General features: G+C 61.8%; 17 protein-coding genes. 9 read left to right on the top strand and 8 right to left on the bottom strand.

Annotation, left to right across the window (positions count from 1 at the left end):
• The first annotated feature begins 9 nt into the window (after positions 1-9).
• From FHS64_RS12785 to FHS64_RS12750, 8 genes are read left to right on the top strand one after another with little or no spacing between them, the layout of a single operon-like run.
• Positions 10-921 (top strand): SDR family oxidoreductase, encoded by a 912-nt coding sequence (locus FHS64_RS12785; RefSeq protein ID WP_167178929.1) that lies wholly within the window; start codon positions 10-12, stop codon positions 919-921.
• Positions 922-933: 12 nt separating this feature from the next.
• Positions 934-2094, top strand: coding sequence for an acyl-CoA dehydrogenase family protein (locus tag FHS64_RS12780; protein ID WP_167178927.1), 1161 nt, complete (start codon positions 934-936; stop codon positions 2092-2094).
• Positions 2091-2879, top strand: coding sequence for an SDR family oxidoreductase (locus FHS64_RS12775; protein ID WP_167178925.1), 789 nt, complete (start codon positions 2091-2093; stop codon positions 2877-2879). Before FHS64_RS12780 ends, FHS64_RS12775 begins: the two co-directional genes overlap by 4 nt.
• Position 2880: 1 nt before the next feature.
• Positions 2881-3348 carry a MaoC family dehydratase gene (locus FHS64_RS12770; RefSeq protein ID WP_167178923.1) on the top strand — a complete coding sequence of 156 codons (468 nt, stop codon included), beginning with the start codon at positions 2881-2883 and terminating at the stop codon, positions 3346-3348.
• Entirely contained in the window at positions 3345-3731 is a 387-nt protein-coding gene (locus tag FHS64_RS12765; protein ID WP_167178922.1) for a nuclear transport factor 2 family protein, read from the top strand. The genes FHS64_RS12770 and FHS64_RS12765 overlap by 4 nt, the downstream gene beginning before the upstream one ends.
• Positions 3731-4936 (top strand): acetyl-CoA C-acyltransferase, encoded by a 1206-nt coding sequence (locus FHS64_RS12760; RefSeq protein WP_167178919.1) that lies wholly within the window; start codon positions 3731-3733, stop codon positions 4934-4936. The genes FHS64_RS12765 and FHS64_RS12760 overlap by 1 nt, the downstream gene beginning before the upstream one ends.
• Complete coding sequence (locus FHS64_RS12755; RefSeq protein ID WP_167178917.1) at positions 4936-5259, top strand: 2Fe-2S iron-sulfur cluster-binding protein; 324 nt, start codon at positions 4936-4938, stop codon at positions 5257-5259. Before FHS64_RS12760 ends, FHS64_RS12755 begins: the two co-directional genes overlap by 1 nt.
• A gap of 9 nt (positions 5260-5268) precedes the next feature.
• Complete coding sequence (locus FHS64_RS12750) at positions 5269-6450, top strand: acyl-CoA dehydrogenase family protein (protein ID WP_167178915.1); 1182 nt, start codon at positions 5269-5271, stop codon at positions 6448-6450.
• 115 nt (positions 6451-6565) lie between these two features.
• Here FHS64_RS12750 and FHS64_RS12745 read toward each other — a convergent pair whose 3' ends face one another.
• The 8 genes from FHS64_RS12745 to FHS64_RS12710 all read right to left on the bottom strand — a co-directional run bounded on the left by FHS64_RS12745 (position 6566) and on the right by FHS64_RS12710 (position 14775).
• Positions 6566-7333: an SDR family oxidoreductase gene (locus tag FHS64_RS12745; protein ID WP_167178913.1), complete on the bottom strand. Its 768-nt coding sequence runs from the start codon at positions 7331-7333 to the stop codon at positions 6566-6568.
• On the bottom strand, positions 7323-8870 hold the full coding sequence (locus FHS64_RS12740; RefSeq protein WP_167178911.1) for a FadD3 family acyl-CoA ligase: 1548 nt from the start codon (positions 8868-8870) through the stop codon (positions 7323-7325). Before FHS64_RS12740 ends, FHS64_RS12745 begins: the two co-directional genes overlap by 11 nt.
• 2 nt (positions 8871-8872) lie before the next feature.
• Positions 8873-10267 (bottom strand): MFS transporter, encoded by a 1395-nt coding sequence (locus FHS64_RS12735; RefSeq protein WP_167178909.1) that lies wholly within the window; start codon positions 10265-10267, stop codon positions 8873-8875.
• Between the two features lie 124 nt (positions 10268-10391).
• Complete coding sequence (locus FHS64_RS12730) at positions 10392-11087, bottom strand: SDR family NAD(P)-dependent oxidoreductase (RefSeq protein WP_167178907.1); 696 nt, start codon at positions 11085-11087, stop codon at positions 10392-10394.
• Positions 11084-11632 (bottom strand): 6-pyruvoyl trahydropterin synthase family protein, encoded by a 549-nt coding sequence (locus FHS64_RS12725; protein ID WP_167178905.1) that lies wholly within the window; start codon positions 11630-11632, stop codon positions 11084-11086. The genes FHS64_RS12730 and FHS64_RS12725 overlap by 4 nt, the downstream gene beginning before the upstream one ends.
• Positions 11633-11676: 44 nt before the next feature.
• Positions 11677-12678 (bottom strand): Rieske 2Fe-2S domain-containing protein, encoded by a 1002-nt coding sequence (locus FHS64_RS12720; protein WP_208380995.1) that lies wholly within the window; start codon positions 12676-12678, stop codon positions 11677-11679.
• A 184-nt stretch (positions 12679-12862) separates the two neighbouring features.
• A complete protein-coding gene (locus FHS64_RS12715; RefSeq protein ID WP_208380993.1) occupies positions 12863-13828 on the bottom strand; it encodes a LysR family transcriptional regulator in 966 nt (321 codons plus the stop codon).
• Between the two features lie 137 nt (positions 13829-13965).
• Positions 13966-14775, bottom strand: coding sequence for an enoyl-CoA hydratase/isomerase family protein (locus FHS64_RS12710; RefSeq protein ID WP_167178903.1), 810 nt, complete (start codon positions 14773-14775; stop codon positions 13966-13968).
• 196 nt (positions 14776-14971) lie between these two features.
• Between FHS64_RS12710 and FHS64_RS12705 the strand changes: the two genes are divergently transcribed.
• Complete coding sequence (locus FHS64_RS12705) at positions 14972-15652, top strand: SDR family NAD(P)-dependent oxidoreductase (protein ID WP_167178901.1); 681 nt, start codon at positions 14972-14974, stop codon at positions 15650-15652.
• Positions 15653-15800 lie beyond the last annotated feature (148 nt).

The raw sequence follows: 15800 nt of genomic DNA, 5'->3' as shown, positions 1-15800 counted from the left end.
GGAGCGTCCATGTCGGGTATCTGTGAAGGACGGGTTGTCATCGTCACCGGCGCGGGCGGCGGCTTGGGCCGCGCCTATGCACTGGCTCTGGCGGCAGAGGGGGCCAGTGTCGTCGTCAACGATCTGGGCGTCGGCACCCATGGCGAAAGCGGCCAGACGGTCGGTGCCGCACAAAAGGTCGTCGATGAAATCATCGCCAAGGGTGGCAAGGCCGTTGCCAATACCGACGATGTTACCGAGGTCGAGGGCGGCCAGCGCATGGTGCAGACGGCTCTCGATGCCTTCGGGGACCTGCACGCTGTGGTGAACAATGCCGGTTTCGTGCGTGACCGCATGTTTGTGTCCTGCACACCCGACGAATGGGATGCGGTATTGCGCGTCCATCTGCGCGGCCATTTCTGTGTCAGCCGCGCCGCCGTCGATTATTGGCGCGCCAAGCAAAAACAGGGGCAGAACCCCGATGCCCGTATCATCAACACATCGTCCGGTGCCGGTCTGCAAGGCTCGATCGGCCAGAGCGCCTATTCCGCGGCCAAGGGCGGGATTGCCAGCCTGACACTGGTTCAGGCCGCGGAACTGGGCCGTTATGGCATCACCGCCAATGCGCTGGCCCCCGCCGCCCGCACCCGCATGACCGAAACCGCCTTTGCCGACGCCATGAAGGCCCCCGATGACGGCTTTGACTTTAACGATCCGGCCAATGTCGCCCCCACCGTCGTTTGGCTGGCCAGCGCACAATCCGTGGGCGTGACGGGTCAGGTCTTCGAGCTTCAGGGCGGCAAGATCATGCTGTCCGAAGGCTGGCGCAACGGCCCCGTCGTCGATGCGGGTCGTCGCTGGAGCCCGTCGGAGGTTGGCGATGTGGTCGGTGATCTGTTGGCGCGGCGCACGCCCGCCCAAGCCGTCTATGGCGCGGGATAAAGGACCGGACGCATGAACATCACCCTCAGCGATGAACAACTGGCCATTGCCGAAAGCGCCCGTGATTTCCTGAATGAACACGGCACCTCGGCACGTCTGCGGACCGCGATGGAATCCGAAGACGGCTGGGACCGCGAACAATGGCAGGCCATGGCCGTCGAAATGGGCTGGCTGGGTGTGGCCGCCCCCGAGCGTTTTGGCGGCAGTGATCTTGGCCTGATCGAACTGGCTTTGCTGCATGAAGAAACAGGTCGCACGCTGACGGCGGCCCCGCTGTTCTCGACACTGGGTCTGGCCCTACCGGCCCTGATGGGGGCCGGTTGCGAGGCCATCCAGTCGCGCTTCCTGCCGCGTCTCGTCGAGGGCGATATCCGCGCCGCCGTCTGCCTGACCGGAAAATCCGGTGCGCCCCTGCCCGCCGACGCCCCCTGCACCATCCGCCGCGAGGGCACGGGTTGGGCGCTGAACGGACAGGCCGACTATGTGCTGATGGGCCACGCCGCCAATCTTCTGGTCGTGGTCGCCCGCAGCGAAGATACATCCGGCTGGGATGGCCTCAGCCTCGTGGCTCTGGACGCCAACACGGCAGGGATCGCCGTCGAGCGCGTCACCAGCCTCGACCCCACCCGCCCCTTCAGCCGCATTCGTTTTGACAATGTAATCATCGACGATGCCGCCATTGTCGGACCTGTCGGCAAGGCCGAACCGGCTATCCGCCGCATGCTGGCCGTCGGCACCGTCATGCTGGCCGCCGAGCAGTTGGGCGGGGCCGAACGGGTGTTGGAAATGAGCACCGAATACGCCAAACAGCGCGTGCAGTTCGGGCGCGTCATCGGCTCGTTCCAGGCCATCAAGCACAAGCTGGCCGATATGATGATGGCCGTGGAATCCGCCCGTTCCGCCCTCTCCTACGCCGTACGACTGCTGGATGTGCCGGACGCCATGGAAGAGGTCGCCGCCATTGCCGGTGCCAGTTGCTCCGAAGCCTTCATGCAATGCGCCGCCGACACCATCCAGATTCACGGCGGCATCGGCTTTACGTGGGAACACGACGCCCACCTCTATTTCAAACGCGCCCGCACCAGCGCCACCGTACTGGGAACGCCCTCGCACCACTATGATGTGGTCGCGCGCGAAATGGGCCTCACCGATATTGCGGACACCCAAGCATGAGTTTTGTAAACACACCCCCCGCATACCCTGCGGCCCGTGGTTTGCTGAAAGGCAAGACGGCGGTGATTACGGCGGCTGCCGGCACCGGCATCGGCTTCTCGGCGGCCAAGCGTGCGGCCGAAGAAGGCGCGACGCTGGTCATCAGTGACTTTCACGAGCGTCGTCTGGGCGAAGCTGCTGACGCTATCGAGGCGGCGGTTGGTGTGCGTCCGCATACGGTTGTGTGTGATGTCACCAACCAAGCCGATGTGGATCGTCTGCGCGATGAGTCCCTCAAGCTGCTGGGCCGTATCGACATCCTGATCAACAATGCCGGGCTGGGCGGCGAGGTCGATGTCGTGGACATGACCGACGAGCAGTGGGACCGCGTTCTAGACGTGACCCTCACCTCTGTCTTCCGCATGAGCCGCGCCTTCCTGCCGGTGATGTATGCCGCCAAGTCCGGCGTCATTGTGAACAATGCCTCGGTACTGGGCTGGCGCGCGCAAAAGGGTCAGGCCCACTATGCCGCCGCCAAGGCGGGTGTGATGGCCTTCACCCGCTGCTCGGCCGTTGAAGCCGCCGATCACGGCGTGCGCATCAATGCGGTGTCGCCGTCCTTGGCCATGCACCCGTTCCTTGCCAAGGTCACGACTGACGAGATGCTGGCCGAACTGTCCAAGCGCGAAGCCTTTGGCCGTCCGGCAGAAGTTTGGGAAATCGCCAACATCATGGTGTTCCTCGCCAGCGACCTGTCATCCTATCTGACCGGCGAGGTCATCTCGGCCTCCAGCCAGAGGGCGTAAGATGGGCGTTGTCTTTGATACGCCCGAAGCCCTGCTGGGTGCCGAGGGTCGCGATCTAGGCCACACCGACTGGCTGTCGGTCGAGCAGGACCGTGTCACCCGCTTTGGCGAGACGACGGGCGATATGCAGTGGATCCACGTCGATCCTGCCCGCGCCAAGGACGGCCCGTTCGGCGGCACCATCGCCCACGGCTATCTGACCTTGGCTCTGGTCAATGCCTTCATGCCCGATCTGATCACCGTCAACGGTGTGTCATCGGGCCTGAACATCGGTCTGGACAAGGTGCGGTTTCTGGCCCCCGTCAAGGTCGGCTCGCGCATTCGCGGTGCCGGCGTGATCAGCAAGATCGAACAGAAAGGCACCGGCGTTCAGGTGACGGTCGATGTGACCGTCGAGATCGAAGGCCACGACAAGCCTGCCTGCATCGCCTCCACCATCAGCCGTTATCTGCCGGAGCAGGATGCATGAGTGATCCGGTTCACATGACCTCTGTGGTTCAGGCCTATATAGACGGCTTTGCCCGCGCCGATGCGGCCTCTATCGCCGTCCTCTATGCCGACGACGCCACCGTGCGCGATCCGGCCAATAGCCCACCTATCACAGGGCGCGAGGCGATCCACGCCTTCTATGCGCGGGCGATGGACAAGGACATACGCCTGACCCTGAACGGGCCGGTACGTATTGCCGGAAACGTCGCCGCCTTTGCCTTTCGCATCGACATGAAGCGTGACGGCAAGCCCGCCACGATCGATGCCATCGACACCTTCGAATTCGCCCCTGATGGCCTGATTACTGCCATGCACGCCTATTGGGGCCCCACCAATCTACAGTTCATTCAGGAGCCAAAATAATGCGCGAAGCTGCCATTATCTCCACAGCCCGCACCGGCGTCGGCAAGGCCTATCGCGGAGCCTTGAACAATACCGAAGCCCCTGTCCTGTCGGCCCATGTCATCGATGCCGCGCTGGAACGCTCTGGCGTTGATCCGGCCCGTATCGACGATGTTTACCTCGGCGTCGGCAACCACTGGGGTACCCAGAGCTACAACCTCGGCCGTCTCAGCGTGCATGCGTCCAAGCTGCCGGATGAAACCGTTGCGGGCTTTACGCTGGACCGCAAATGCTCGTCGGGCCTGAACGTCATTGCGCTGGCGGCACGCGGCATCATGACCGACGAGATCGACGCGGCGGTCGCAGGCGGGATGGAAAGCATCTCGCTGACGCTGAACAAGCACATGCCGACCTATCGCAACCGTTCCCAACGGGTGCTGGAGCATGATCCGCACGCCTATATGGCTATGATCGAAACCGCCGAACTGGTCGCCGACCGTTATGGCGTCAGCCGCGAAGACCAGGACCACTTCGCCGCCCAGAGCCAGCAGCGGGCTGCCGCAGCTCAGGCCGCCGGTCTGTTCAATGACGAGATCGTCCCGCTGACCACCTCCAAGACCCTGTTCGCCAAGACCGGCGAAGAGATCGGCGAGGAAGAAGTCACCCTGTCATCCGACGAAGGCATCCGTGCCGGCACCACCTATGAGGCACTGGCCGGTCTGAAGCCCGTGTTCAAAGACGGTCTGGTCATCAAGGAAGGCCGTCACGTCACCGCCGGTAATGCCAGCCAGTTGTCTGATGGCGCGTCTGCTCAGGTCATCATGGACCTGAAGACGGCCCAGTCCGAGAACCTGCCGGTTCTGGGTATCTATCGCGGCTTCCAGGTCGCCGCCTGCAAGGCCGAGGAGATGGGCATCGGCCCCGTCTTCGCCATCCCCAAACTGCTGAAGCGTGCGGGCCTGAAGATGAGCGATATCGGCCTGTTCGAGATCAACGAGGCCTTTGCCTCGCAGGCGCTCTATTGCCAGCGCCACCTCGACATTGATCCCGCCATCCTCAACGTCAATGGCGGCGGCATCGCCATCGGCCACCCGTTCGGCATGACCGGCTCGCGCCTCGTCGGCCACGCCCTCATCGAGGGCAAGCGTCGCGGCGTGAAGTATGTCATCGTTTCCATGTGTGTTGCCGGTGGCATGGGTGCCGCCGGGCTGTTCGAGGTCGCTTGATGCCCCAGATTTTTGTAACCCAGCAAGACGGCCAGACCCTGACGCTGGACGTCGCAGCGGGGGCCCGCCTGATGGAAGCCCTGCGCGATGGTGGCACCACCGTCGAGGGCACCTGTGGCGGGGCCTGTTCGTGCGGTAGCTGTCACGTCTATGTCGATGCGCAATGGCTGTCCAAACTGGACGCCGCAGCGGACGACGAAAGCGAAATGATCGAGGCCATCGGTGATGTGGTCGAGGTGCGCCCGTCCTCGCGTCTGGCCTGCCAGATCCATATGAGCGATGCGCTGGACGGCCTGTCGCTGACCATTGCCGAAGCCATCTAGGAGGCAGTTATGAGCCGCGATTTCGCGCCCGAACTGGCAGGCTTCCGGCAGGAAGTCGCCCAATGGCTGGACGAACAACTGTCCGGCCCGTTTGCCCATCTGCGCGGCCTGAACAACCACGTCGATCTCATCCCCGAGCGCCGTGAATGGGAAGCGGCGCTGGGCAAGGCCCGCTGGGGCTGTATCGGCTGGCCCGAGCAATGGGGCGGCCGTGGGGCCAGTATCGAGGAACAGGTGATCTTTGCCGAGGAATATGCCCGCGCCAAGGCTCCCTCGCGCATCGGCCACATCGGCATCGAGCTGGCTGGCCCGACCATCCTGCTGCACGGCACCGAAAAACAGAAGAAACAGTTCCTGCCCGGTATCGCATCGGGTCAGGACATCTGGTGTCAGGGCTATTCCGAGCCGAATGCCGGTTCCGACCTGTCCAATGTCCGCACCACCGCATGGCTGAAGGACAGGCGCTGGATCATCAACGGCCAGAAGGTCTGGACCTCGATGGCCCAGTTTTCCGACTGGGTATTTGTCATCTGTCGCGCCGATTCAGGCACGCGCGGTGCCAGCGGTCTGGCCTATCTTTTGGTGCCCATGAACCAGAAGGGCGTCACCGTGCGCCCGATCCGCCAGATGACCGGCGAGGCCGAGTTCAACGAGGTCTTCTTCGACAATGCGGAAACCGCCGCCGAGAATATTGTCGGCCAGCCGGGTGAAGGCTGGAAGGTCGCCATGTCCACCCTCGCCTTCGAGCGTGGGGTATCGACACTGGGCCAACAGATGCAGTTCCGAAACGAGCTGGAAGAACTGGTGGCGGTGGCCAAGGCCAATGGCGCGGTCCAGTCGCCGATGATCCGCCAGCGACTGGCCAAGGCCCATGTGGGCTTAACCGTCATGCGGGCCAGTGCGCTTCGTATGCTGGCCAATGATGATCCCGAGAAAACACCCGCCGGTGCCTATACCTACAAGCTGTACTGGGCCCTGTGGCACCGTGCGCTGGGCGAGTTGGCGATGGATGTGCAGGGCTTGTCAGGACAGGTCGGCACGGGCGAGGCCGATTTCGGAGCCCTGACGCATATGCATCTGATGTCGCGCTCGGAAACCATCTATGCGGGCACCAACCAGATCCAGCGCAATATCATTGCTGAGCGGGCGCTGGGCCTTCCGCGAGAGGCCCGCGGTGCTCAGCACGCCTGAGCACCGCAAAATCCTAAGTATCTTGGGGCTCAGCACGCCTAACTAACCTTCCCCGAGCCTAAAAAAAGGGCCTCTCCGTTCTGGAGAGGCCCTAGTGGTTTGCATCGGGGAAAGATCAAACCAGATCGAGGAAGGACGGACGCTCGCCGCCGCCGTCAACCGACAGGCGCGCGCCGCTGACATAGGAAGCCAGTGGCGAGGAGAGGTAGAGAACTGTGTTAGCGATATCGCGCCCCTGCCCCATGCGCTTGAGCGGCAAGGCATTGGCGATGGCTTCGTGGCCCGAACGATAATGATCGGCCGAACCCTCGGTCTCGATCAGGCCCACAATGATAGCGTTGACGCGGATTTTTGGGCCCCACTCCATCGCCAGCGACTGGGTTAGGTTCAGCAACCCGGCCTTGGCCGCGCCATAGATGGCCGTGCCAGGCGACGGACGGATGCCCGAAACACTGCAAATATTGACGATGGAGCCACCATTCGGCTGTGCCTGCATATATTTATGGGCCGCCTGCGACACATGCAGCGGGGCCATCAGGTTCAGCGCCACAATGGCATCGCTAAAGCGCGGCGAAGCCGTGGACGCATCGGCCAGTGGCGATCCGCCCGCATTATTGACGACAATATCCAGACGACCAAAACGGGCGGCGATCGCGTCCACCATGGCCACAACCTGATCGGGTGCCCGCACATCACAGGCCATGAAGACGGCCTCACAGCCTCCACCGGACGGCAGGCTTTCGGGTGCATTGCGACCACAGACCACGACCTGACAGCCCGCTTCCAGCAGCGTTTCGGCAATAGAGCGGCCAATGCCCTTGGCCCCGCCGGTGACCAGTGCCACCTGCCCGCTCAGGTCGATATGGACACCCTCAACCGGCATTACGCATGTCTTCGTGTGCGGAGGTCAGCAGGAATTTTTGCACCTTGCCCGCAGGGTTTAGCGGCAGAGCGTCCAAAATCTCGATCGCGCGCGGGACCTTATAATTGGCCATGTTCGCACGGCTCCACTGGCGGATTTCCTCGGCATTGGCCGAAGCCCCCGCCCGAAGAACCACAAAGGCCTTGCCGATCTCGCCCATACGCTCGTCGGGGATACCGACAACCGCCACCTGTGCAATGGCCGGATGGGCCATCAGGATACGTTCGATCTCGGCCGGATAGCAATTGAAACCGCCGGTGATGAACATGTCCTTCATCCGGTCGGTCACGCGCAGATAGCCGTCTTCGTCGAAACAGCCGATATCGCCCGTGTGCAGCCAGCCCTCGGCATCGACGGCTTCGTTGGTGGCAGCATCGTCCTCGAAATAGCCGGCCATGACGTTAAAGCCGCGCACCCAGATTTCGCCCTGACGCCCCGTCGGCACCGTGGCCCCCAGCCGATCAACGCATTTGACCTCGACGCCGGGGATCGGCTTGCCGCAGGTATTGGCGATACGTTCAACGCCATCGTCCATCTGGGTCATGGTGACCATGCCCGAACTTTCGGTCAGGCCATAGGCGGTCAGGACGTTTCGGATGCCCAGTTCGTCCTGCATCCGCATGACAAGCGATGGCGCGACCGAGGCCGCCCCCGTCACAGCCACACGCAGCGAGGACAGCTTGGTGCCGCTCTCGGCTGTGGTGGCCAGCAGTTGCTGGAAGATGGTCGGCGGTCCGGGCAGGATGGTGATGGCCTCCGACGCTATCAGATCAACCACCTGTGCCGGATCGAATGTCGCCACAGGATAGGCCGTCGCGCCCTTCAGCAAACAGGCCAGCCAGCCTGCCTTATAGCCAAAGGTGTGGAAGAACGGATTGACGATCAGATAGCGGTCACCTGCCTGAAGCCCCGCACAATCGGCCCACGCGGCAAAGGCCTGCACGCTCTGGGCATGGCGGCTGACCACGCCCTTGGGGTGGCCGGTCGTGCCGGAGGTGAACAGGATGTCGGACGCAGCATCGCCGGACACCGCCGCCATAACCTTACGGGCACGATCCAGATCCTCACCGCCCGCAACAAAGTCGTCCCATTCACCGTCCAGTGTGACGGTGCGTTCCAGATGCGGCAGGTCCAACCCTGCCAGAAGCGTGCGGTAATCCTGATCCAGAAAATCGCCGACCGTCAAAAGGAAACGGGCGCGGGTCTTGTTAAGAATATACTGCGCCTCGAGGCCCTTGAGACGGGTATTCATCGTCACGACCACCCCACCCGCCGACTGGACCGACAGGCACGAAACAATCCATTCGGCACTGTTGGGGGCCCAGATAGCCACGCGGTCGCCGGATGCCAGCCCCGCCTCGATCATGGCGGCGGCACCTTGCACAACCCGTTGTTCAAGCTGGGCAAAGGTCAGCGTATCGCCGCATACGATCGCAGGCGTGTCCGCGTGATTGAGGGCAGCGGAGATCACCGCCTGAGGCAAGGTCCGGATCGTCATGGTTACTTCTTCTCGTTCCACTCGCCCATTTCGATCATCGCATTGCGATAGGGCTTGCGGGCCAGCACGAACATCAGCGCCACCAGCGGGCCGACAATGGCCGGCAGGATCGCCAGCGAGTACCGTAGTGCGCCATCATCATGGAAGATGAACTGCGTTACAGCCGCAATGACGCTCGACCCCAGTGCCATGCCCAAGGTGGTCACGCACATCAGCATCAGAGCCGTCATCTGGCCGCGCAGGCGGCTGGGCGTGATGTCCTGAAGCGAAGCCAGCGCCACACTATTGGTGCCTTGGCCGATAAAGGTCGCGATACCCATCAGGACCAGTGCACCGGTGGCCGTCGGCATCAGGGGGCCGATCACCAGAGGCGCGACCTTGATCAGCGTCACCCACGTCATAATGTGCAGATTGGCCCCCGGATGGCCGCGGCGCATGAAGAAGCCCGAGAACCAGCCGCCGGTCAGATTGCCCAGACCGCCGCAGACAATCATCAGAATACCGAAGGAATAGCCTGCCTCGGTCGCCGTCATGCCATAGGTGCGGATCAGGAAGGTCGGGTACCAGATGGCCGTACCGATCGCCAGCATACCCAGCAGCGATACTGAACCAATCAGGGCCGAATAGACTTTCCAGCGCTGGACCAGAAACGCCACAGTCTGGCGCAGGGTCAGACGCTCTACGCCGATCACCGCTGTCGGGGCGGCATGGCGCTTAGGCTCGCGGATCATGGCTACGAACAGGGCCAGGATCAGACCCGGCAGACCGACAATAAAGAAGGTCATCTGCCACGGCTGGACCAGACCAATCACCGGCAGGATGGCGGGCCCGTATTCCTTGGCCGCCTTCAACACATAGGCACCGATCACCAGCGCCAGTCCGCCCCCTACAGGATAACCCAGCGCGAAAACGCTGATGGCAAAGGCACGGCGCTTGGGCTCGAAATAGTCGCTGATCAGCGAGTAGGCCGTTGGTCCAAGCGTGGATTCACCAATGCCGACACCCACACGCGCCAAGAACAGATGGCCGAAGGTGCGCGACAGGCCGCTGGCCGCTGTGGCCAGACACCACAGGACGATACCGCCCGCCAAGAGCTTGCTGCGGTTTCGGCCATTATCGACGATCCGGCCAATCGGCACGGCCGCCACCGCCACCAGAACCACGGTGGCAAATCCCTGCAGCAGGCTGATCTGGAAATCGTCCAGCTTCATGTCCTGCCGGATGTCCGCCACCATCAGGGTCATCACGCGGGCGTCGATGGCCGAGATTGTGTAGCAGGCAAATAACAGGATCACGACCGCCCATGCATAGAACACGGATGGCTGCTTTTCGGTCTTGGCTACAGCCTGTTCGACAGGCGGAAGCTCGGACACCTGGGTATCATCAAGGACAGTCATCTATGACCTTTCGCAAGGACGGTTTCAGAGACAGAAATAATTTTCTGACCAACTATTATTCAGGGGTGCCACGGGGATAAGGGCGCAGTGACGGCGGCTTTGTTTCCCGAGGCGAACATTCAGATCATCGTTCGATCTGGCCCAGATTGGCATGTAGCACCGCCCCGTTCAGGGCCGGATTCTCGGCACAGACCATCACCAGCCGCCCGATTTCATCCGGCTCGACCAAGCGCCCTGCGGCCACCATGGACGTGATTGCATCCACGGCATCGCCCACATGCGCGCGCAGCATTTCGGTGTCGGTAAAGCCCGGACAGATGCAGGCCGTATGGATGCCGCGTCCCGCCATATCCTGACAGGTGACGCGCATCAGGCCGATCATGCCGTGCTTGCTGGCGACATAGGATGCCGCCCCCGCCACCGCTTTTTCCGCCAGTGTCGAGCCGATATAGAGGATGGACGATCCCGCCCCCATCACCGGCACCAATGCATGGTTCAAAGCCTGTGGTGCCGCCAGATTGGCCGTCAGCACCTGTAGAAATCCGGCCGCATCCAGATCGGCCACAGTATCGTGGCGATGCAGGGCAGCATTATGCACCAGCACAATCTGGTCCCAGTCGGTCGCCCGCTGGGCCAAAGCCCGCCCCGCCGCCTCGACAGAGGCCAGATCGATGATGTCGGTCGCGATATGGCCGATCCCCGTGTCAGGAGGGACCGAGCGCGACAGGCTGATGACCTCATAGCCCCCCGCCGCAAACAGGCGCGCCGTGGCCAGACCTATGCCGCGACTGCCCCCCGTCAGAACCGCCGCGCGTCTCATGCGCCGATGCTCTTCCAGCGACACTGCGCCGACTGACCGGGACCGGAGGAAACCTCCAGCGCGATTTCGCTGACACCCCATCGGGCCGACCATGCCTCCATCTCGACCAGACGGCCCAGCAGATAGATGGCCAGTTCCTCGACCGTGGTGTTACGGATCGGCAAAAGCTTTACATCGTCGGCGGGGAGACGGAACTCGTCCTCGCCATAACGAATGACGACACTGCGTCCGGCATGGCTGATAGCCAGTGCCTCGGCCCGTTCGGGGATCAGGACATATTCGTCCAGTTCCTCGCACAGACTGCGCATAGCCCGCTTGATGATATTATAGTCGAACGCCATCCCGTGACTGGTGATGCGCGTTGCGATAACTGCCGAAACCTTGAAATTATGGCCGTGCAGTCTCTCGCGCGCGCCATCGGCAAACAGGGTAAAATGTCCGGCGGAGAATTTGATATCCTCCTTGTCGATCCGGATCGAGCATTGCTGGACCGGTGCAGGCACCAGTTCAAACTGGTGCCTTTCCGATCCCATCACCATTCCCATCAGAACGCTGCCTACTGTCGGTGTCGGATAAGGATGGTTCAGGTCTATTCGGCCGCGACGCGTGCTGCCGGACCGCCTTCAAAGTCATAGAACTGCGCGAAATATTCGCGGAAGCGCATGACCGGACCATCGCCGTCACACAATAGCGGACGCACGCGGTGGATCTTGGTGTGCCAGATGGGAATATCGCCCTCGACACCCGACTGGCCGATAATGCCCGCGATCGAACGGCGGATCATTTCCATTTCCGGCGCGTCGGCGGCCATCTTCTTGTGACGGAATTCAAAGCGCAGCTCGACCTTGTCATGCTCGACCGGCGTGGCGATCACTTGCAGCAGAAGATCGGCCATACCCTTGAAACGGGTGGACTTTTGGCCTGCGCCCGTCTGCAGGGTTCTGACCTCGGTATCAAGGGTACGAACCGTGCCGTCCGGCAGTTCCATCGTGCGCTGACCTGCGGCCAGACTGCGGCGGACATGGCCGTCATAGTGGGTCTCGCCCTCCGGCACCGCGTCCATCTTGTGCACATATTTGAAGTGGGCCAGATCGACGCCGTTCTCGGCGATTTCCTGCGGATTGCTGTCGAAGACCCACTCGTAGCGGATCGGATCGGCCCAGTCCGGCGAAGTCACCTCGTCCAGTACCTCGACCTCGAACATCGGGGCGATATTTTGCGGGTGATACCACGCCCAGACCACGCCATTGGTTTCGGTGATCGGATAGGTTTTCAGGCAACCAGGCTTGCGGGCTGCGGGCGGAATGATCTTGGCATAGGGAATGTCCTTGCACGCCCCCGTCGTATCAAAAGCCCACGAGTGGAACGGGCAGCGGATCATCTCGCCGTCAACCGTACCGCCGTGTCCCAGATGCGCGCCAAGGTGCGGGCAATAGGCCTCGGCCAGTCCGGCCACACCGCTCTCGGTGCGATAGATCACCAGATCTTCGCCGAAATAGTGGACGGGCTTAACCTCTCCGACCGCCAGCTCGCTGGAATAGGAGACAAAGAACCAACCGAACGGAATCGGCATGGGGAAGCGTTCAACCATGGATAATCCTCCCAAAAGCGCCGGTTGGTCCGACGTCTAAAGTTCAATAATTATGATGCCCTCCCTCGATAACCGGAGAAGGCTGAGCCAACACGTTATCAAGATCGGGAGGCGCGATAAGGCATCATGCTTGGATGGAGCGTTCACCCGCAGGAACAATCCATCCAAGCCTTGTCAGAAGGCTTTAGCCCTCCGCCACGAACTCTATCTGCGAGTCTCCGGCCAGAAACACGTCCAGCTCGGTTAGCGAGGTCTGCATCCACGGGCGCAACTGGGCCCGCGTAAAACGCTTGGACAGGAAGTCCAGCAGCAGACGCAGGTTGGCTGGAACCGGCGTGCCGGGGGCAAAAATGGCCCAGGCCTCGCGGTCGTAATAGCTCCACTCGTCGTCCACCGACACCAGAGTGCCCGCCGCAAGCTCGCTGCGCACAAAGGCAATCGGCAATTGCGCCATACCCAGTCCGCGCATGGCTGCGACCTTCAGGGCCGTGCCCTTATTGCTTTTCCAGCGCCCGTTTACCCGAACCTTTTCAGCACCTTCGGTCGAGTTAAACCACCAGTGGCTGTTCAGGTCCGACACACAGGTATGGTTTTTCAGATCGGCGATTCCCTTGGGCGCGCCATGCTCGGCCAGATAGGCCGGAGACGCGCACAGACAGAAGGACAGATAGCCGATCCGTGCCGCCCGCAGGCTGGAATCCGTCAAATCGCCATAACGGATGGCGACATCAAAATCCTCGCCGATCAGGTCCACATCGCGCGATCCGGCATGCACTTCGAGGGCCACACCCGGATACTGGCAGGCAAAATCGGCAATCACCGCCGAGATAAAGGTCACGTCATAGGTATCGTTCAGCGACACCTTCAACTTGCCCGTCGGGGTCTTTTGCATCTGGGCCGCTTCATGGCTGGCCGCAGCCAGCGAACGGCGCATATCGCGGCACGCCGCATAGAATCGCTCGCCAATCGCCGTCATCGACACCTGACGTGTCGTGCGTTTCAGAAGCTGCACCCCCAAGCGGGTTTCAAGCTCGCTGACGCGCTTGCTGACAAAGGATTTGGATGCCCCCAACTGATCGGCGGCGGCAGTGAAACTCCCCGTTTCAACGACCGATATATATTCTTCGATACCGTCCCAGATCGAAATCAAAGCATCCCCCAACGCATTACTCGACCCACCACTTACGGCTGCCACTCGCAGAACAACAGTCTTCCTACCCTACATATTCGGCCTGTTCTGACAATTGTTCGTGTGACGAAACTATCGTAAAATCTTCCGTCAGCGTCCTATTTGCCGGTAAATCGGGGCGTTCGGCGTTCCATAAAGGCCAGCGGACCCTCGCGAGCATCGGCGCTGGCCATCACCACATCCTGACAGGCCTGCTCGATCGCAAAGGCGGCCTCCAGATCGCGCCCGCTACCACCAAGGACGGCCTCCTTGGCCTTGGTCAGGGCCAAGGGTGCGCCCTCGGCAATCCGTAACGCCATCTCCTGCGCCATCGGTAAAACATCTGCAGCGGACACGACCCTGTTCACCAACCCCATCGACAAGGCCCGCGCCGCGTCAATGCGCTCGGCGGCCAGTATCATCTCCATGGCATTGGCCCAGCCGATCTGTCGCGGCAAACGGGCCAGCGAACCGCCGCTGGGGATCAGGCCCCTTTTGACCTCTGTGAGCTGGAAAAAAGCCTGATCGGACGCGATGCGGATATCGCTGCCCAACATCAGTTCAAACCCCGCCGCCACGGCCAAACCATTCACCGCCGCCACGATCGGCTTGGTAAAACCGGTGCCGCGCAACAGGGCCGCATCAACGATCGCCTGATGCTCGTTAACCCAGCGATGCTCGGCAGGCGTTTGCGGCAAGGCTGCCCCCGTCGCCAACGGAGCCAGCGAACCAAGATCCGCCCCCGAAGAAAAAGCCCGCTCGCCTTCGCCTGTCAAAAGCACCACGCGCACAGCCGGATCATGGGCCAATTGCCCCCACAGATCGGCCAGCCCCACCATCATCTCGGCATTCAAAGCATTCAGTTTCTCGGGCCGCGCCAAAGTGACCTGCGCCACACCGGCATCCGTCCGAACCCGTAAAAACGCCATCGGTTTCCCCTCACCCCGCCAACCCTATGAGTTAACAGCCAAAACTACAAAACGGGCAACAAGGGTGCGTGAAAGACCCAGCATAGAAATGGACTGTTTACGCACGCGCCACTTTCCCTGGGTCATCTACTACCAGACCCGACTTGACCACATTCGCGTCCGCTCCGAAGCTGGAAACGAACAAGGAAATATCGTCATGCCACACATCGTCACCGTTATTACGGGAGCCTCCGGTATCCTCGGTCAGGCTCTGGTCGAAGCTGCGCTGGCGCGTGGTGATCGCGTGGCTGGTATCGACTTCGGCGCGATCCAGCGCCCCGACAGCGAGCATTTTCTGGGCCTTTCCGGTGTTGATCTCACCGCGCCCGATGCCGCCCAAGCCGCCATCGACAAGGTCGCGCACCATTTCGGTCGGATCGACAATCTGCTGAACGCCGTGGGCGGCTTTGTCTGGCAGATGACCGACGGCCCGCTGGAAAGCTGGGACCGGATGCACCGGATGAACCTTGTGACTGTGCTGAATGCCTGCCGCGCCGCCCTGCCCCATCTACAGGCGCAAGAGCGCGGCCATATCGTCAATGTCGGTGCGCTGGGCGCCCTGACTGCAGGGGCCGGCCTCGGTGCCTATGCCGCCTCAAAAGCCGGTGTCCACAAACTGACCGAAGCTCTGGCCGAAGAAACCAAGACGCAAGGCCTTTGCGTCAACGCCGTCCTGCCCTCGATCATCGACACCCCTACCAACCGCGCCGACATGCCTGACGCCGATTTCACCACATGGGTCCAACCCGCCCAACTGGCCACCATCATGCTATTCCTTGCCAGCCATGACGCATCCAGCATCACAGGCGCCCTCCTGCCCGTTCGTGGCAGAGTCTAAACTCTCGGCGGAAGGATTTTGTTCGGTGTTTTGGGCGTTTTGAGGTTGTGGTGCGAACAGCAAAAAGCCCCGTGCGTTGAGCGACGGGGCTGTTTGGGAGTGTTTGGGTGCGGGAGTAGGATTTGAACCTACGACCTTCAGGTTATGA

The organism is Brevundimonas terrae, assembly GCF_011761985.1.
Lineage (GTDB): Bacteria > Pseudomonadota > Alphaproteobacteria > Caulobacterales > Caulobacteraceae > Brevundimonas > Brevundimonas terrae.
This window is presented reverse-complemented; position numbering and strand designations above follow the sequence as displayed.

Bases quoted from the DNA above. Each gene is read 5' to 3' on its own strand.
- FHS64_RS12785 (WP_167178929.1), top strand. From the start codon at position 10: ATGTCGGGTATCTGTGAAGGACGGGTTGTCATCGTCACCGGCGCGGGC.
- FHS64_RS12780 (WP_167178927.1), top strand. From the start codon at position 934: ATGAACATCACCCTCAGCGATGAACAACTGGCCATTGCCGAAAGCGCC.
- FHS64_RS12775 (WP_167178925.1), top strand. From the start codon at position 2,091: ATGAGTTTTGTAAACACACCCCCCGCATACCCTGCGGCCCGTGGTTTG.
- FHS64_RS12770 (WP_167178923.1), top strand. From the start codon at position 2,881: ATGGGCGTTGTCTTTGATACGCCCGAAGCCCTGCTGGGTGCCGAGGGT.
- FHS64_RS12765 (WP_167178922.1), top strand. From the start codon at position 3,345: ATGAGTGATCCGGTTCACATGACCTCTGTGGTTCAGGCCTATATAGAC.
- FHS64_RS12760 (WP_167178919.1), top strand. From the start codon at position 3,731: ATGCGCGAAGCTGCCATTATCTCCACAGCCCGCACCGGCGTCGGCAAG.
- FHS64_RS12755 (WP_167178917.1), top strand. From the start codon at position 4,936: ATGCCCCAGATTTTTGTAACCCAGCAAGACGGCCAGACCCTGACGCTG.
- FHS64_RS12750 (WP_167178915.1), top strand. From the start codon at position 5,269: ATGAGCCGCGATTTCGCGCCCGAACTGGCAGGCTTCCGGCAGGAAGTC.
- FHS64_RS12745 (WP_167178913.1), bottom strand. From the start codon at position 7,333: ATGCCGGTTGAGGGTGTCCATATCGACCTGAGCGGGCAGGTGGCACTG.
- FHS64_RS12740 (WP_167178911.1), bottom strand. From the start codon at position 8,870: ATGACGATCCGGACCTTGCCTCAGGCGGTGATCTCCGCTGCCCTCAAT.
- FHS64_RS12735 (WP_167178909.1), bottom strand. From the start codon at position 10,267: ATGACTGTCCTTGATGATACCCAGGTGTCCGAGCTTCCGCCTGTCGAA.
- FHS64_RS12730 (WP_167178907.1), bottom strand. From the start codon at position 11,087: ATGAGACGCGCGGCGGTTCTGACGGGGGGCAGTCGCGGCATAGGTCTG.
- FHS64_RS12725 (WP_167178905.1), bottom strand. From the start codon at position 11,632: ATGGGAATGGTGATGGGATCGGAAAGGCACCAGTTTGAACTGGTGCCT.
- FHS64_RS12720 (WP_208380995.1), bottom strand. From the start codon at position 12,678: ATGGTTGAACGCTTCCCCATGCCGATTCCGTTCGGTTGGTTCTTTGTC.
- FHS64_RS12710 (WP_167178903.1), bottom strand. From the start codon at position 14,775: ATGGCGTTTTTACGGGTTCGGACGGATGCCGGTGTGGCGCAGGTCACT.
- FHS64_RS12705 (WP_167178901.1), top strand. From the start codon at position 14,972: ATGCCACACATCGTCACCGTTATTACGGGAGCCTCCGGTATCCTCGGT.